At 73.5% G+C, this 14,863-nt stretch carries 14 protein-coding genes; all 14 read left to right on the top strand.

Going from position 1 to position 14,863, the window contains the following annotated elements:
• Positions 1 to 2 precede the first annotated feature (2 nt).
• The 14 genes from LQ940_RS06195 (at position 3) to LQ940_RS06260 (ending at position 14,851) form a co-directional block, all read left to right on the top strand.
• Positions 3 to 1,292, top strand: a complete 1,290-nt coding sequence (locus LQ940_RS06195; protein WP_231241922.1) for a flavin reductase — start codon at positions 3 to 5, stop codon at positions 1,290 to 1,292.
• A complete protein-coding gene (locus tag LQ940_RS06200) occupies positions 1,289 to 2,617 on the top strand; it encodes an acyl-CoA dehydrogenase family protein (protein ID WP_231241921.1) in 1,329 nt (442 codons plus the stop codon). Before LQ940_RS06195 ends, LQ940_RS06200 begins: the two co-directional genes overlap by 4 nt.
• Positions 2,614 to 4,137, top strand: a complete 1,524-nt coding sequence (locus tag LQ940_RS06205; RefSeq protein WP_231241920.1) for an aldehyde dehydrogenase family protein — start codon at positions 2,614 to 2,616, stop codon at positions 4,135 to 4,137. The genes LQ940_RS06200 and LQ940_RS06205 overlap by 4 nt, the downstream gene beginning before the upstream one ends.
• A 5-nt stretch (positions 4,138 to 4,142) precedes the next feature.
• The gene (locus LQ940_RS06210; protein WP_231241919.1) at positions 4,143 to 5,042 is read left to right on the top strand and encodes an isocitrate lyase/PEP mutase family protein; all 900 of its coding nucleotides are present in this window, start codon (positions 4,143 to 4,145) and stop codon (positions 5,040 to 5,042) included.
• Positions 5,039 to 6,232, top strand: a complete 1,194-nt coding sequence (locus LQ940_RS06215) for an FAD-dependent oxidoreductase (protein ID WP_231241918.1) — start codon at positions 5,039 to 5,041, stop codon at positions 6,230 to 6,232. The genes LQ940_RS06210 and LQ940_RS06215 overlap by 4 nt, the downstream gene beginning before the upstream one ends.
• Positions 6,229 to 7,668 (top strand): aldehyde dehydrogenase family protein, encoded by a 1,440-nt coding sequence (locus tag LQ940_RS06220; protein ID WP_231241917.1) that lies wholly within the window; start codon positions 6,229 to 6,231, stop codon positions 7,666 to 7,668. The genes LQ940_RS06215 and LQ940_RS06220 overlap by 4 nt, the downstream gene beginning before the upstream one ends.
• Positions 7,669 to 7,816: 148 nt before the next feature.
• Positions 7,817 to 8,629, top strand: a complete 813-nt coding sequence (locus tag LQ940_RS06225; protein ID WP_231241916.1) for a hypothetical protein — start codon at positions 7,817 to 7,819, stop codon at positions 8,627 to 8,629.
• A gap of 3 nt (positions 8,630 to 8,632) precedes the next feature.
• Positions 8,633 to 9,622 (top strand): alpha/beta hydrolase family protein, encoded by a 990-nt coding sequence (locus LQ940_RS06230; protein WP_231241915.1) that lies wholly within the window; start codon positions 8,633 to 8,635, stop codon positions 9,620 to 9,622.
• A gap of 8 nt (positions 9,623 to 9,630) precedes the next feature.
• Positions 9,631 to 10,857 carry an aromatic ring-hydroxylating dioxygenase subunit alpha gene (locus LQ940_RS06235; protein ID WP_231241914.1) on the top strand — a complete coding sequence of 409 codons (1,227 nt, stop codon included), beginning with the start codon at positions 9,631 to 9,633 and terminating at the stop codon, positions 10,855 to 10,857.
• Positions 10,854 to 11,624, top strand: a complete 771-nt coding sequence (locus LQ940_RS06240; protein ID WP_231241913.1) for a hypothetical protein — start codon at positions 10,854 to 10,856, stop codon at positions 11,622 to 11,624. Before LQ940_RS06235 ends, LQ940_RS06240 begins: the two co-directional genes overlap by 4 nt.
• Positions 11,621 to 12,598 carry a hypothetical protein gene (locus LQ940_RS06245; protein WP_231241912.1) on the top strand — a complete coding sequence of 326 codons (978 nt, stop codon included), beginning with the start codon at positions 11,621 to 11,623 and terminating at the stop codon, positions 12,596 to 12,598. Before LQ940_RS06240 ends, LQ940_RS06245 begins: the two co-directional genes overlap by 4 nt.
• Positions 12,595 to 13,428, top strand: a complete 834-nt coding sequence (locus tag LQ940_RS06250) for an SDR family oxidoreductase (RefSeq protein WP_231241911.1) — start codon at positions 12,595 to 12,597, stop codon at positions 13,426 to 13,428. The genes LQ940_RS06245 and LQ940_RS06250 overlap by 4 nt, the downstream gene beginning before the upstream one ends.
• Entirely contained in the window at positions 13,428 to 14,108 is a 681-nt protein-coding gene (locus tag LQ940_RS06255) for a hypothetical protein (RefSeq protein ID WP_231241910.1), read from the top strand. The genes LQ940_RS06250 and LQ940_RS06255 overlap by 1 nt, the downstream gene beginning before the upstream one ends.
• A complete protein-coding gene (locus LQ940_RS06260; RefSeq protein WP_231241909.1) occupies positions 14,105 to 14,851 on the top strand; it encodes a maleate cis-trans isomerase family protein in 747 nt (248 codons plus the stop codon). The genes LQ940_RS06255 and LQ940_RS06260 overlap by 4 nt, the downstream gene beginning before the upstream one ends.
• The last annotated feature ends 12 nt before the right edge of the window (positions 14,852 to 14,863 follow it).

Genomic DNA, 14,863 nt, shown 5'->3' on the forward strand with positions numbered 1-14,863 from the left:
AAATGAGAGGGGGAGCCATGGTCGATGCGGCCGCGTTCCGCGACATGCTGTCGCAGTGGCCCAGTGGGGTCACGATCGTGACCACGCTGGTCGACGGCGTGCGCCACGGCATGACGGCGAGCTCGTTCTCCAGCGTCAGCCTCTCGCCTCCACTGGTCTCCATCTGCCTGGACCGCAAGCTCTACACCCACGGCCTGATCGCCGACAGCGGCGTGTTCGGGGTCAGCGTGCTGGCCAAGGACCAGGCCGAGCTCGCCCGCCGCTTCGCCGGCATGGTCCCCGAGGTCACCGACCGGTTCGCGGGGGAGACGTGGTCGACGGCGACCACCGGGGTGCCGCTCCTGGACTCCGGGCTGGGCTGGGTCGACTGCACGGTCGTCCACCAGCACCCGGGCGGGGATCACACGATCTTCGTGGGCGAGGTGAGCGCCGCCCACACCGCGCGGCGTACGGCACCGCTGCTCTTCCACTCGCGCGGCTGGGGCCAGTTCGCCGACGTGCTGCCCGACGTCGCGGCCCTGTCCGACAGCGGCCTGGTGGCCGCTCTCGCGGCCCGCGACGGGGACGCGGCGTGGGTGGCCGAGGCCGCCGCCCGGGTGGCCGCGACCGGCATCCGGGTCCGGGTGCTCGACCTCACCACCGGCGACGCCGCTGCGGTGCCGCTCCCCGACGGGGCGAGCGGGTCCGCGCTCGTCGCGGACCCCGGGCAGGCCCGGCAGGCCCTCGACCTCGGCGTGCCGACGCTCGAGCTGGCTCTGGCCGACCCGCGTGAGGCCGCGCAGGTCGTCGAGCGGCTCGGTCCCCTCGCGCCGCGGACCTCCGTGATCGTCCCCCATGCCTTTCTGCCCCGGTGCGCCGACGACGTCCTCGCCGCCGTGCACGTGCTCTCCGGCGCCGGTGTCCTGGAGATCTGCCTCGACGACACCGCGGGGGAGGCGACCCTGCTCGAGATCCGCGCGACGCTGCAGGAGGCGGTCGGCGTCGCCCGGCCGGTGCCGCTGCGCGTGAGCCTGGAGGACCGGGACCGACTCGGCCTGGTCAAGGCGCTCACCGCCCTCAAGAGCGGGGTGAACCACTTCGACACCACCCTGGTCGGCCTCGACGGCGCGCTTGCCACGGAGGACCTGATCCGGCTGCTCGGAACCATCGACGTCCACACCCCGGTGGACGGCGCCGCCCTCGGTCTGCTGGCCGAGCACGTGCGGCGGCGTCTTGCCGACCGGGCGGACCTGCCGGCGCGGCGCCACGACCTCAGTCCATACCCACCCGACCACGTAGGAGCCGCAGGATGACGGCACGACTGACTGCTGAGCAACTTCTCTCCGACCTCACCGAGGCCGAGCGGGAGCGTGCCGCCCGCGTGGAGTCGGTGCTGCCGACGATCCGGGCCGCGGCCATGGAGGCCGACGCGCGCGGGGAGTTCCCTCCGGGCCACGTCAAGCTGCTCGCCGACGCCGGGCTGCTCGGCCTCGTCGTGCCCGTCGAGTACGGCGGTCTCGGTGGCGGCCTGCGCGACCTCGCGGCGACGACGTACGCCCTCGGGACCGCGTGCGGCTCGACGGCGCTGGCGTTCTTCTTCCACTGCTCGGCCTCCTCGCGGGGCATGCTGCCGCTGGCGGCGATCGAGGCCGGGCTGTACGCCGACGAGGAGCGCGAGGAGGTGCGGGCCTTCGCCGAGCAGGTGCTGCATCTGATGGGCCGCGACCAGCGGTGCCTGGCCAACTTCGCGAGCGAGGCGGTCAAGGCGAGCAACGCCAACGTGCTGATCAGCACCTTGGCGACCGCGACCGAGGGCGGCTGGCTGCTCAACGGCGAGAAGTCGTTCGGGTGCCTGTCCGGCACGGCCGACTACTACCTGGTGACCGCGCGGCGCGAGGACGTGGAGGGCCTCGACGCGCTCAGCCTCTTCCTGGTCGCCCGGGACTCCGCCGGGGTGCGTCCGCGCCAGCAGTGGAACGGCCTGGGCATGCGCGCCTCCGACAACCACGGGCTGGTGATGGAGGAGTGCTTCGTCCCCGCCGACAAGGCGCTCACCGTGCCCGGCGGCTTCGGCCGGGCCACGCAGATGTCGCGCGGCTCGTGGGTCGGCAACCAGATCGCGATCGCCGCGATCTACGCCGGGATCGCGCGCGGCGCGTGGGAGTACGCCTTCGACCGGACCATGTCGGCGACCTTCGCCGACACCGGCAAGCCGATCGCCTCCAGCCCGATGCACCAGGTGCTGATCGGGGACGGGGAGCAGCAGCTGGCCGAGGCGCACCTGTGGCTGCGTCGCCAGATCGAGCTCGAGGTCAGCGATCCGCCGATCCTGCCCAAGGAGGAGGTCGTGCAGAGCTGGAAGCTCGCGAAGGGCGCCATCTGCGAGCGCGCCTTCGCGGTCGCGATCGACGCCCTCAAGATGTGCGGCACCTCCGGCGCCCTGCTCGACAACGTCGTGGGACGCTCGGTGCGCGACACCGCGATGGGGCTCGTGCAGGCGTTCCCGGCCGAGCGCGGCCGGCTGGACCTGGCGCGGCTGCTGGTCGAGGAGGAATCATGGGCCGGGCTGACCACCAGCGACTCCTTCGACAAGCCGCCGGCCGCCCAGCCGGCCCTCGCAGGACAGGGTGAGGGGTGACGACCACGTCGTACGACGCCGGCGCCGTGCGCCTGGAGCTGCCGGAGGTCTCGCAGCTCGTGGCCGGGCGCTGGTCGGTGCCGAGCGAGCGGCTCGACCTGGTCCTGGAGGACCCGTTCCTGGGGACGCAGCTGGGCTCCGCCGTCGCGACCGGCGCCGAGGACGTCGAGCGCGCGGGCGCCGCGGCCGCCGCGGCCTACCAGTCGGGCGCGTGGGTGCGGATGTCGCCCGGCGCGCGCGCCGACGTGCTGGACGCGATCGCCACCGAGCTCGAGGAGGAGGTGCCCCGGCTCGCGGCGCTCGAGGCGTTCGCCACAGGCGTGCCGGTCAGCCAGACGAGCATCGTCGGGGTGATCGTGCCCGGCGCCTTCCGGCTCGCCGCGCAGATGCTGCGGGGCGGCGCCCTGCTCGAGGTGCTGGATGGCCCGGCCGGGCACCCGGTCGAGGTGCACCGGCTGCCTCTCGGCCCGGCCCTGTGCCTGGTGCCCTGGAACGCCCCCGCCCCCATGGCCGCCCACAAGGTCGCGAGCTCGCTCGCGGCCGGCTGCCCCACCATCCTCAAGCCGAGCGAGTTCGCCCCGTACGCGACCACGGAGATGGCGCGCGTCGTCTCCCGCGTGCTCGCGGACGCCGGCCTGGACAGCGGCGCCGACGTCGGCACCTTCCAGCTCGTGCAGGGCGGTCCTGCCGTGGGCGGGGCGCTGGTGCGGGACCCGCGGGTGCGGGCCGTCTCCTTCACCGGCGGCCTCGAGGGCGGGCGCGCCATCGCGACCGCGTGCGCCCCCGACTTCACCGCGACCCAGCTCGAGCTCGGCGGCAACAACGCGCTGATCGTGCTGCCGGACGCCGACCCCACCGACGCCGCCCGGGCGGCGGTCGACCTGCTGACCACCCTCAACGGCCAGTGGTGCCGCGCGCTGGGCCGGCTGATCCTGCCCGCCGACTCCGCCGACGAGATCCTCCGGCTCGCGCTGGAGCGGCTCGCCGGCCTGCGGACCGGCGACCCGCTCGACCCGGCCACCGAGCTGGGCCCGGTCGTGCACTCGGCCCACCTGGCCCGCCTGCGTGCGGCCATCGCGGACCGGGTCGCCCTCGGCGGGACGGCGGCGGCCACCACGCCGCTGCCCGACGGCGGCCACTTCCTGGCGCCGACCCTGCTGACGGGGGTGGCCTCCGAGGACGCCCTGCACGAGGTCTTCGGCCCCGTCGCCACCGTCCACGTCTACCGCGACGTGGACGGTGACGACGGCGCGGTCGCCCTGGCCAACGCGACGCCGTACGGCCTCGAGGGCTACGTCGTCGGCGCCGACACCGAGCGGGCGCTGAACGTCGCGCGACGGGTCCGCGCCGGCGAGGTGAAGGTCAACGGGTCGACCATCATGAGCCTGCACCTGATGACGCCGCGCCCCGCCTGGGGACTCTCCGGGCTGGGTGAGGAGGGCACGCTGGAGACCATCCGCGTGTTCACCGGTGCCCGGGTCGTCGGCCTCGAGGGTGGCTTCGCGCTGCACTCGCGGTGAGCGGCGTGACCTCTGACATCGGCGCGCCCCAGCGGCTGCGCGCGCTGGTCGGCGGGCCCGACGTGGTGCACCTGCCCGGCGTGTACGACGCGGTGACGGCGCTGCTCGCGGCCCGCGCCGGAGCCGCGGCGGTCTGCCTCTCCGGTGCGGCGACCTCCGCGGTGGCGCTCGGACTGCCCGACCTCGGCCACGTCCACGGCACCGACATCGCCGGGCGGGCCGCCGAGCTCACCGCCGTCCTGGGGGGCCTCCCCGTCCTCGCCGACGCCGACACCGGCTACGGCAGCGCCCTGCAGGCGCGCCGCACCACCCGGCTGTACGCGGCCGCGGGGGTCGGCGGCCTGCACCTGGAGGACCAGGCCTCGCCCAAGCGGTGCGGCCACCTCGCCGGCAAGGCGGTCGTCGGCCTCGCCGAGGCCGCGGGCCGGGTCCGGGCCGCCGCCGAGGCGGGCACCGACCTGGTCGTCGTGGCGCGCACCGACGCGCTGTCGGTCGAGGGGCTGGACTCCGTGGTCGAGCGCGCGGTCGCCTACGCCCGCGCGGGTGCCGACGCGATCTTCGTGGAGGGCGCCGACCTGACGGCCCACACCGCGGTGGCCGCCGCCCTCGAGCGGACCGTGGGGCCGGTGCCGCTGGTGCACAACCGCTCGGAGGCAGCGGGACCGGTCGACGCCGGTCCCACCGACGCCGAGCTGCGCGCCGTCGGGGTGCGCCTGGTCATCCACCCGGTCTCGGCGCTGCTCGCCGCGGCCGCCGCCGCCGCCGAGGTCTACGCCGCCATCGCGCGCGACGGCCACGCCGCCGCGACCTCCCGTCTGGAGTGGACGGGGCTCACCGACCTGCTGGGGCTGCCCGACCAGCTCGAGCTCGACCAGCGGTACGCCGCTTCCCTGGAGGTGCCATGAGCAACCCGGTCATCGTCGTGGGGGCCGGGCCGGTCGGCCTGACCGCCGCCCTCACCCTGGTCCGCCGCGGCCTGCAGGTGGTCGTCCTCGAGGCGGGGCCGGGCCTGGCGGCCGAGTCGCGCGCCTCGACGTACCACCCGCCGAGCCTGGAGATGCTCGCGGAGCTGGGCGTCCTGGACGCGCTCCTGGAGCGCGGCATCGTCTCCACCACCTTCCAGTACCGCGACCGGGTCGACGGGCCGATCGCCGAGCTCGACCTGGGCGCGCTCGCCGCGGACACGCCGTACCCGTTCCGGGTGCAGTGCGAGCAGAGCAAGCTCACGCCGATCCTGCTCCGGGCGCTGGAGGAGAGCGGGTCCGCCACCGTGCACTTCGAGCAGGAGGTGGTCGCGGTCGAGCAGGACCGGCACGGCACGGCCGTGCGCACCGGCAGCGGGCAGGAGTGGCGCAGCGACTGGCTGGTCGCAGCGGACGGCGCCAGCTCGGTGGTCCGCAAGAGCGTCGGCGCACAGTTCGAGGGGATCACCTATCCCGAGCGGTTTCTGGTCGTCTCCACGACCGAGGACCTGTCGACGGCGCTGCCGGGCATCGCGGCCGTCAACTACGTCTTCGACCCGCACGAGTGGCTGGTCCTGCTGCAGACCCCCGAGCACTGGCGGATCCTGTTCCCCACCGACCCGGACACGCCGGACGAGGTCGAGACCGGCGCCGTACGCGTCCAGGAGCGGCTGCGGGGGGTGGCCGACCTGGGCCGTGACTGGGACCTCCTGCATGCCTCGCTGTACCGGGTCCACCAGCGGGTCGCCGACCGGTTCCGCATCGGCCGGGCCCTGCTCGTGGGCGACGCCGCTCACGTCAACAACCCGCTGGGCGGGATGGGCATGAACAGCGGCATCCACGATGCCTGCCTGGCCGGTGCCGCGCTGGCCGACGTCATCGCCGGCGCCGACGCGGGCGTCCTCGACGCCGTGCTGGACGCGCGGCGCGACGTCGCCCTCTCCTACGTGCGCACGGTCACCCACGACAACTGGAAGCAGCTGCGCGAGACCGACCCGGACGCGCGCCGCGCCCACCACGACGAGCTGCGAGCCTTGGCGGCCGACCCGGCCGCCAGCCGTGCCCACCTCAGGCGGACCTCCATGATCGACTCGCTCCGTCCGCGCGACCTGGTCCCGGAGCCGCCGCGGTGATCACCCGCGAGAACCCCGCCCGCACCGACGAGCTGGTCGGCACCGTCTGCGTCACCACGCCCGCGCAGGTCGACCGGGCGCTCGAGCGGGCGCGCGACGCGCAGCGCGGGTGGGCGGCTCTGGCCGTGCCGGACCGGGCGGGCGCGGTGCGCGCCGCGACGGGTGCGGTCGAGCCGGTGCTCGAGGAGCTGGCCGAGTTGATGGCGCGCGAGACCGGCAAGGTGCTGGGCGACAGCCGGGGTGAGCTCGCGTTCGCGCTGACCGTGCTGCGGTGGGCGGCCGACCGCGCCGAGGCGCTGCTGGTCGACCGCGAGCTCGACGACACCCAAGGCAGGCTCCTGGTCCGGCACCGCCCGTTCGGGGTCGTCGGCGCCATCACCCCCTGGAACGCGCCGGTGGTGCTGGCCGCGCTCAAGGTCGGACCGGCCCTCGCGGCCGGCAACGCCGTAGTGGTCAAGCCGTCGCCACTGGCGCCGTTCGCCGTGCAGCGGTTTCTGGAGACCGTCGCGGCGCGGCTGCCGGCCGGGCTGCTCCAGGTCGTGCAGGGTCACGCCGAGACCGCGGCCGCCCTGGTCGGCAGCTCGCTGGTCGACCGGGTGGCCTTCACGGGCGGGGAGTCCGCCGGCCGCGCGATCGGCTCGCTGGCCGGTCGCGCCCTGACGCCGGCCCTGCTCGAGCTGGGCGGCAACGACCCCGCCGTGCTGCTCCACGACGTGGTCCTCGACGACGGCGCCGCCGACCGGCTGCTCATGGCGGCGTTCGCCACCAGCGGCCAGGTGTGCATGGCCGTCAAGCGGCTCTACGTGCACCGCTCCCGCTACGACGAGGCGGTCGAGGCCCTGCGCGCCGCCGCCGACCGGATGCTGTGCGTCGGCGACCCGCTGCACGACGGGGTCTCGATGGGCCCGGTGGTGAGCGGCCAGTCCGCCGACCGGGTCTCCGCGCTCGTCGCGCAGGCCGTGGCTGGTGGCGCAGAGGCACTGGTGCTCGGCTCGGTCGATGCACAGACCGACCTCGGCCGCGGCTACTTCGTCCGCCCGAGCCTAGTGCTCGGTGCCGGCGACGCGGACCCGCTGGTCGCGGCCGAGCAGTTCGGCCCGGCGCTTCCGGTGCTCGCCTTCGACGACGAGGAGGAGGTGCTCGCGCGCGCCAACGCCGGGGACCTGGGCCTCGGCGCGTCGGTCTGGTCGGCCGACGAGGAGCACGCCTTCGCGCTGGGCGCCCGGATGGAGGCCGGCTTCACGTTCGTGAACACGCACAACCGCACCGGCCTGACTCTGCGGGCGCCGTTCGGCGGGGTGAAGCGCTCCGGCTGGGGTCGCGAGTACGGCGACGAGGGCGTGCTGGAGTACGTCCAGCCGTGCGTCGTCCACGCTCCCGCGGCCTTCCGCGCCGGTGGCGCGCCCCTGGCGGCGGCGGCGTACCCCACCGGCTGAGCCGGCCGGATGACGATCGCGTAAATCGCCCCCGGCGGCAGCGCTGGGGGACGAGACTCGGGTCCACCCGGAGAGGCCCCGGACCCCCTTGCACTGCCTATAGATCATATATAGTCTCGGAAAGACCTCACCACAGGAGCCGCGCAAGATGAGCCAGAACCTGAAGTCCGTGCAGGAGCACTTCGACGCGGCTGCGCCGATCGACGTCTCGGAGACCTTCGCGACCTGGCTGGCGCTGGTCGAGCGGCTGCGGGCGCGGCTCGCCGAGCGGTTCGAGCTCACCCGCGACCCGTCCTCGGAGGTGCTCGAGTCCTTCGGCGGCAACGGCGGACCGACCGGCCGGGTGCGCACCTACGCCGGCCCGGAGATCGACTGGCTGGTGCACTCCCACATGGAGAACGCCGCACTCGGCTTCTGCAACGTGCACCTCACGGTGTGGCTCGGCCCCCAGGTGCGGGTGCCGCACTTCGGGATGGCGCTGGGCGCCTTCCCGCACGGCTGGGTCTACCTCGACTCCGTGCCTCGCTCGAACCTGCTGACCGACACCGACTCGTTCGACCGCTACTACGCGCCGATCAACGCCCGGTGGGAGCAGATCCGCACCGAGAACACCTTCCTCGAGCCGTTCGTCAGCCGCAGCGCCTTCGTGCGTGCGGGGCTCTCGCCCACGGCGCACTGCTACATGGCGCCGCCCGACAGTCGCACCACGGACCTGGTGGCCGAGATCGCCGAGGAGCACCTGGAGCGCTGGCTCGGCTGGGTCGACGAGGCGGAGCGGGTGCCGCTCGAGGAGCAGGCCGAGCTCGCCGCCAGCGACGAGGCGATCCGCCGCAACATCGCCGAGCGGGACCCGGCCAACGAGATGGGCGACCGGTTCTTCGGCCCCGACATGACCACCACCCTGGTGCGTGCCCTCTGGGGCGGCGACCGGGTCCTCGCCCGCGCGCACGAGCGGGGCTGACCCGTGTCGGTCTACGTCCGCACGGCGCGCACCGCCGTCCGCGTCCCCGGGGCACCCGCCCCCTACGACACGGTGCACGTGGTTGCGCGCTACCCGGCGCTGCCGGCCCAGGACGAGGCCCAGCGCATGAGTGGCCGGCTCGACGCCGACGCCGCCGGCGCGCCGTACCCGGTCGTGGTGATCGCCTCCGGCGTGAACCTGCCGGCGGACGGCTACCGATGGCTCGCCTGCCGCCTGGTCGAGGCCGGCTTCGTCGTGGCGGGCTACGACTGGCTGGGTGAGCTGTTCCCCGGCGAGCCGGGCCTCACCCCCGGCATCGACCTGGAGGCCGCCGGCCCCGAGCACTACGGCGAACGGCCGACCACGCCCGCGCTCGCGCCGGTGCTCGACGCCCTCGCGTCGCTCAACGGCTCCGGGCCCCTGGCCGGACTCCTGGACCTCGAGCGGGTCGGGGTGTTCGGTCACTCCGCCGGTGGCACGGTCCTGCTGCAGTCGGCGCGGGCCGAGTGGTTCCCCCAGGTGCGTGCCGTGGTCACCTACGCCGCCCACACCATGGCCGCGCAGGCGCTCGGCCACGCGCCCCGCACCCTGCTCGCCGCGCCCGTCGCGGCCCCGACCCTGCTGATCGACGGCACCGCCGACGGCGTGATCGCCGCGAGCGCGATCCGTTACGGCGAGCAGGCCGGCGCCGCGGCGCACGACCCGGTCGAGCGCACGTGGCGCGAGGCCCTGCCGGAGTCCACCGAGGCCTGGCTGGTCCGGCTCGCGGGCGGCGGCCACCTGCTGCCGGTGCACCCCGAGGACCCCTCGACCGCTCGCGGGTTCCTCGAGGAGCCCACCGACGCCGACCCCGAGCGGCTGCGCCAGGTCCTCGCGGACCTCGTCACCTCGTTCCTGGCCGCGAAGCTCCTCGGTCGCCCCGAGGACAAGCAGCGGCTGGAGCAGCTCACCGAGCAGCCGCCGTCCGAGATCGCCGACATCCACCGTCGCTAGGAGAAGCCGTGTTCAAGAACTTCTGGTACGCCGTCGAGTTCAGCTCCGACGTCGAGCCCGGGAAGCCCAAGAAGGTCAAGATCCTCGGCCAGCAGCTGGTGCTGTACCGCAAGACCAGCGACAACTCGGTGGTCGCGATGTCGGACCTGTGCGTGCACCGGGGTGCGGCGCTCTCGGGCGGCGAGGTCAAGGGCGACTGCATCGTGTGCCCCTACCACGGCTGGGAGTACAAGCCGGACGGGCAGGTGGAGAGGATCCCCGCCCACCCCGACAAGGGCATCCCGCGCAAGGCGCGGGTCGACGCCTACCCGGTTGTGGAGAAGTACTCCTTCGTGTGGGTCTACATGGGCGACCTCCCCGAGGAGGAGCGCCCGCCGATCCCGGACTGGTCCGACATCGACGACACCGAGACCTATCGCGCGGTCCGGGGGGAGTTCCTCTGGAAGTCCAACTACGAGCGGATCCTCGAGAACGGCGTCGACGTCGCCCACACGCCGTTCGTGCACGGTGGCGTCTTCGGCAACCGCGAGAAGCCCGAGGTCCCGGAGTTCGAGGTCGAGAGCTCGCCGTGGCACTGCAAGGTGTCGGTGGTCCTCAACCCGCCGCGCTCCAAGGGCCTGTGGGGCGCGATCAACCCCAACAAGCAGGCGCTCGCCGACCGCCCGCCGGTCCCGGTCTCGACGACCTGGTGGCTGCCCAACATGATCCTGCTGCACATCCAGACCCCGATGGGCGACCTGAAGATCTTCGACGTCAACATCCCGATCGACGAGGAGACCACGCTGGTCAAGTTCGTCGCGCTGCGCACCTTCTTCAAGGGCAAGTGGGCCGACCGTGACGCCCGCCGTCGCGTCTTCAAGGTGCTCTACGAGGACCAGGCGATCGTCGACAACGTCCGGCCCGAGCTGCTGCCCTTCGACCTCTCCGACGAGCTGCACGTGAAGAGCGACATCAACGCCGTGATCTACCGTCGCCGCCGCCGTGAGCTCATCGAGATGGGCTGGGGAGTCGAGGGCAACATGATCGCCGGCGAGGGGCCGGCCCGGGTGGAGGCCCGCGTCATCCCCTCCCCGATCCGCAAGGAGGTGCCCGAGCTCGCGAGCGCCTGGAACTTCAAGGAGGTCCGCAGCCGGGAGATCCTCTCCGGCAACGCCGACCGGGCCCAGCGCGGCGACTCGCCGCGCACCGACCCCGTGCCCGAGGGCACGGAGACCATCGAGGAGATCACCGCATGACCGCCGACATCAGCCTGCCCGCCGCCCTCTGCCAGGGGGCGCTCGACCGGGTGGTCGAGCGCGCCCACCTCACCGAGGTGACCGGCGCCGACGGCGGAGCGCTGCTCCCGCTCACCTCGAGCGCCTTCGGCGAGCCGATGTCCGTCGGTGAGGCGCGGGTGTTCCACGGCGAGAAGGTGGCCAAGGCCGTCTACGTCGGCATCGTGGTCCCGCAGATCCAGATGGACAGCCACATGGTCTTCGCCTTCACGCCCGAGGACAGCCCGGTGCCGCACTTCACCCTGGACTCCGTGCACGCCGGCGGGCACCACGCCTTCCACCTCGACCTGATCCAGCGGGTCGACGCCGGCACGCACATGGCCTACAACGACTGGGCGCACGCGCCTCTCACCGAGGCCTACGAGTCGGTCCAGGGCAACCCCGGCTACACCAAGGCCGCGCTGGAGCCCCGTCAGCTCACGGTCATGTCGTCGTGGATGCTGGCCGCCCGCTCCACGGTGGAGGCCTTCGCCGAGCTGGACGCGCCGGTGCACACCTACCTGGACCACTGGCTCTCGCTGCTGGAGGGCGAGGTGCCGGCCGAGGTCGCCGCCGACATCGCCGACACGGACCTCGCGGCTCGTGACGCCCGCAACCGCGGCCTGCTGTTCAGCCCGCAGGTCGACAAGGTCTGGGCACAGATCTCCCGGCTGCTCGGCGACGAGCAGGCCGAGGCCGTCCGCCTGCTGCTGCTCGACAACTCGCTCCCCGTGGGGCAGCCGGCGTGACCGCTGTCTCCGCCCCGGCGACCGGCGAGGCCGGCACCAGCGAGTGGCAGCAGCGCATCGCGGGGGAGTGGCACGGTCGCCCCGGGCTGTTCGACGCCCAGGGCAACCACGTCGGCTTCGAGCGGGTCGACCGCGCGAGCGTCGTCGAGGACGGGGTCTCCCGCTACTGGATGAACACCGAGCTCGAGGGCTCCGGCCCGCTGCGCAACCGCTTCGAGCTGGGGGCGCACTTCGACTTCGGCATCGTCGACTCCGACGAGAACCGGGTCTACTGCGGGCCTGACTTCTACGGCACCGGGCAGCCCTACGGCCTGTTCGTCGAGGCCAACTACTACTCGCCGGGCTGGCAGGCGGACCTGCGCACCTGGAACCAGGTGCTCGCCGACGGCGAGACCCAGGTCTACTCCTCGGTCCTCCACGACGGGTGGGCGGTGTGCGCGGTCTTCAACGGCATCTACAAGCGCACCTTCGACCACGAGACGAACCCGGAGACCCAGCGCTTCGTCGAGGACTGGATCGCGCTGGAGACCCGGCGCGGCCCCCGGCCGCAGGTGCTGCCGACCAAGGAGCAGGGCGCCTGGAGCGGGACGCTGTTCGTCGACCCCGTCGACCACAGCGAGGCCGGCGAGGTGCAGGTCGTCATCGAGCACGCCCCGCAGTCGCTGCGCCAGGCGCACCAGCAGGTCACCTGGAGCGGCGCGCTGGACCGGAGCTACGGCTTCGACCGGGTCCGTGACGGCGCCCGCACCCTCTACGAGGGCCCCGAGGTGTTCGGCAACGCGCTCTCCTACGGTCGCGCGCTCTTCACCACCCAGCACCTGGTCGGTGCCGACGCGCGGGGAGTGGAGAAGATCCGCGGGCGCGAGGTGCTCATCGACGCCGACACCCGCGAGCTCGCCGTCGTCTGGCAGCTCTTCCACGGCGAGACCGCCACGCACTTCGTCCACGGCCTGCTCACCTGGGAGGGTGTGTGAGCGGCGGCTCCGGCCGGGTCGTCGTCGTCACCGGCGGCACCCGGGGGATCGGCCTGGGCCTGGCCCGTGAGCTGATCGCCCGCGGGTGTCGCGTCGTGGTCTGCGGACGCTCGGCGGCCGCGGTCGACGACGCCGTGGCCGGGCTGGCCGGGCTGGCCGGGGTGGGGGGTCCGCAGGTCGTCACCGGCCTCGCCACCGACGTCACCTCGCGCGTGCAGGTCCAGGCGCTGTGGGACCACGCCGTCGCCACCTTCGGCCGGGTCGACGTGTGGATCAACAACGCCGGGATGTCGGCGCCGCGCGGCCCGCTCCCGGAGCTCTCCGAGGAGACCTTCGCCGAGGTCGTCGCGACCAACCTGGTCGGCGTGGCCAACGGCTGCGCGGTGGCGCTGCCCGGCCTGCAGGCGCAGGCCGCGGGCGGGTGGCTGTGGAACATGGAGGGCTTCGGCTCCAACGGCCAGCACCAGCCCGGCCTGGCGGCGTACGGCGCCACGAAGCGCGCGGTGACGTACCTGACCGAGTCCCTGGTCCGAGACGCCAAGGGCGGCAATGTCAAGGTCGGCTTCCTCTCGCCGGGCATCGTCGCCACCGACCTGCTCACCGCCGACTACGACGGCCAGCCCGAGGCGTTCGAGAAGGCGCGCAGGATCTTCAACATCCTCGGCGACCGCGTCGAGACCGTGACCCCGTGGCTGGCCGAGCACCTGCTGGATGCTCGCAAGAACGGCGCGCGGGTGGCGTGGCTGACCACGCCCAAGGTCATGGGGCGCTTCCTGACCGCCGGCTTCCGCACGCGCGACATCTTCGCCGCGCCCGCCGAGGCCCGCTGATGGCGATCGACCCCTGCACGGAGTACGGGCTGGCGCTCGCGGTGGAGGACTTCGTCCCGGTGCTGCTCGCCGGCGCCGGCAGCGTCGTGCTGGCCCTCGCCGCGGGCCGGGTCGTGCCGTCGGTCCGGCTCCCGGCCCTGCTCGCCGGTGCCCTGGTCACGCTGGGCGGCTTCGCCAAGGCGCTGTGGAAGCTGCTGGTCGCCGCGGAGCCCTGCCGCGACTACCCGTTCCTGGAGGGCCTGCTGTTCCCGTGCCTGGCGTTCGGCTTCGCCGGGATCGCGTGCGCCCTGGTCGGGGTGTGGCGCGGCCGGCCGGCCCCCTGGTGGCCGTTCCTGGTCGCCCCCGGCGTCGGCGCCCTGCTCGCGGTGCAGACCTCGGACACCTGGCCGCTGCTGGTCGTCTCCGCCATCGGCGCGGTCTTCGTCGGCATCCTCGGGATCCGGCTCTCGCACCGGGAGGGGCACTCCCTCGGCGTCGTGCTCTTCGTCGTCTACATCGTCGGCACGCTCGTGCTGCCGCCGCTGGCCTCTCGTCCCCACCAGTCCGAAGAGCTGCAGTGGGCCGAGCAGCTGACCAACTCCGTCGTCCAGCTGTGCTTCCTGCTCGGCGCCCTCGGGCTCCGCAGGCACGTGCCGGCCCAGGACACCGCCACCCCTCGTACCGTAGGAGCACCCCAGTGACCGACCGCCTCGGCTGGCGCCGCAAGTTCGGCGTGATCGCCCCGAGCACCAACACCATCGTCCAGCCCGAGTTCGACGCGATGCGGGTCCCGGGCGTGACCTCGCACTATGGGCGGATCCTGATCCGCGACGGCCGGATCGCCGACGACGAGGGCATGCAGAACCTACTGGTGCAGATCCGGGCCGCGATGGACGACTGCGTCGAGGGCATCATGACCATGGAGCCCGACTACATGGTCATGGGCATGAGCGCCGAGACCTTCTGGGACGGCGTCGAGGGCAACCGCCAGTTCGTCCAGCAGATCAAGGACCTCTCGGGCGGCCTGGGGGTCGCGACCGGCGCCGAGGCGTGCGAGCGGGCCCTGAACCTGTTCGGGGCGAAGCGGATCGCCGTGATCACGCCGTACACGCCGATCGGCGACGAGAACGTCGCCAAGTTCTTCACCGAGCTCGGCTTCGACGTCGCGCAGGTCAAGGGCCTCAGCTGCCCCACCGCGGTGTCCATCGCCCATGTCAGCGAGCAGACCCTGCGCGAGTCCCTCCTGGAGGTCGACGACGCCGACGTGGACGCGATCGTCCAGTGCGGGACCAACCTGTGCATGACCGAGCTCGCCGACGAGGCCGAGCGCTGGCTCGGCAAGCCGGTCATCGCGATCAACGCGGCGACCTGGTGGATGGCGCTGCGCGACAACGGCATCGAGGACCGCATCCACGGCTACGGCTCCCTGCTGCGCGAGCACTGAGCCGCTCTAGGC

Origin of the sequence: Nocardioides sp. cx-173 (assembly GCF_021117365.1) — a bacterium.
In the GTDB taxonomy this organism is placed as follows: Bacteria; Actinomycetota; Actinomycetes; order Propionibacteriales; family Nocardioidaceae; genus Nocardioides.

Coding starts and splice junctions, on each gene's coding strand:
- LQ940_RS06195 (WP_231241922.1), top strand. CDS start 3: ATGAGAGGGGGAGCCATGGTCGATGCGGCCGCGTTCCGCGACATGCTG.
- LQ940_RS06200 (WP_231241921.1), top strand. CDS start 1,289: ATGACGGCACGACTGACTGCTGAGCAACTTCTCTCCGACCTCACCGAG.
- LQ940_RS06215 (WP_231241918.1), top strand. CDS start 5,039: ATGAGCAACCCGGTCATCGTCGTGGGGGCCGGGCCGGTCGGCCTGACC.
- LQ940_RS06225 (WP_231241916.1), top strand. CDS start 7,817: ATGAGCCAGAACCTGAAGTCCGTGCAGGAGCACTTCGACGCGGCTGCG.
- LQ940_RS06240 (WP_231241913.1), top strand. CDS start 10,854: ATGACCGCCGACATCAGCCTGCCCGCCGCCCTCTGCCAGGGGGCGCTC.
- LQ940_RS06255 (WP_231241910.1), top strand. CDS start 13,428: ATGGCGATCGACCCCTGCACGGAGTACGGGCTGGCGCTCGCGGTGGAG.